We start from the raw sequence: 1,430 nt of genomic DNA, 5'->3' as shown, positions 1-1,430 counted from the left end.
CTATCGTAGTCAGGTTTTATTACTTGATATCTGTGAGCGTGAAAAAGACTGGTCAGGCGCATTGGTCATTGCTAAAGAGATTGATTTAAGGCGTCATCCCGAAATAAAGATTCGACTGTCCCAGTACTATTGTGAGCTTGCTGAGGAAAAGCTAAAAAGTAACCAGCAAAGGGAAGCAATCAATTTATTTAAGCAGGCTTTGGGAGTTAATAAATTGTGTGTCAGGGCTTTGCTTGGACAGGCTGCGCTTGCTCAACAGGATGAGAGGTATGGAGAAGCTATTCGTTTCTTAAAGCAAGTTGCAGAAATAGCTCCTGAAGACATCATTTTAGCTTTGCCTCTTTTGTTAGAGTGCACCGTCAAGACAGAATCTTTTGATCAGCATCAGGCGTATCTTAAAAACCTTTACGAAGATACAGGGCAGATGCCAGTGATGTTGGCAGTCGTTGCTTCAATGGAAGCTCAGGGGCGTAAGGATGAAGCATTTGAATTCCTGCTTGACCAGCTTTCCAGTTTGCCAAGTCTTCGAGCATTAAACTATTTATTTAGTATGGAGGGCATGTCTGATGACATTCACCCGAAGTTGGCTCGCCAATTGATTAGAATTATATCCCGTGAGAGTGATAAGAAAGAGAAATACCGCTGTTCTCAGTGTGGATTTAACGGTGGGCAGCTGCACTGGAATTGTCCTAGTTGTAAGAGCTGGCAGACGATTAAACCGGTATTAGAGTATGAAAAAAAGGTCGTGAATTAAACGATTTCGGAATTGTAAGGATTTATATGCAAGGTACAGACATGTCTTCGGTAGAACAAAAATCACCACTAATAGTTGCGCTTGATTACCCTGACTCGGCAAGTGCAATAAAAATGGCTGAGTCTCTAGACCCCTCATACTGCCGGGTAAAGGTCGGGAAGGAACTATATACACGTTGTGGACCTCAGATATTGGAGTCCCTGCATGGTCTTGGTTTTGAGGTGTTTCTCGATCTAAAATTTCACGATATTCCAAATACGACAGCTAATGCAGTTGCTGTGGCTGCAGACCTTGGTGTCTGGATGGTAAATGTTCATGCATCTGGTGGACGGCAGATGATGGAAGCCTGCGTTTCCAAGTTAACTAGCTATCAGAAAAAGCCCTTGTTGATTGCTGTTACGGTGTTGACTAGCATGCAAGACGCAGACCTTCATGAGCTTGGTTTGGAGGTGTCAGCGCAACAGCAGGTAAATCGATTGGCCGAGCTCAGTAGAGATGTAGGAATGGATGGCGTAGTGTGTTCTTCACACGAGGTAGCTGAGTTAAAGGCTAACTTAGGGGCTGACTTTAAGTTGGTGACCCCGGGAATAAGGCCTGCATTTGCTTCAGTGGGGGATCAGAAGCGGATTATGACACCGTATGAAGCTGTTCAGGCTGGCTCAGACTATTTGGTGAT

1 protein-coding gene and 1 pseudogene are annotated in these 1,430 nt (G+C 44.3%); both read left to right on the top strand.

Going from position 1 to position 1,430, the window contains the following annotated elements; all coding sequences use genetic code 11:
- Positions 1 to 754 (top strand): annotated as a pseudogene (locus A3756_RS28010) (hypothetical protein); the annotation flags it as partial.
- A 26-nt stretch (positions 755 to 780) separates the two neighbouring features.
- The coding region (gene pyrF / locus A3756_RS19845; protein ID WP_068554412.1) for an orotidine-5'-phosphate decarboxylase at positions 781 to 1,430 on the top strand (650 nt) is incomplete at its 3' end.

The sequence above is a fragment of the Oleiphilus sp. HI0086 genome, from assembly GCF_001635225.1.
Note: the sequence above shows the minus strand (reverse complement) of the source record. Positions and strands in the feature narration are given on the sequence as shown.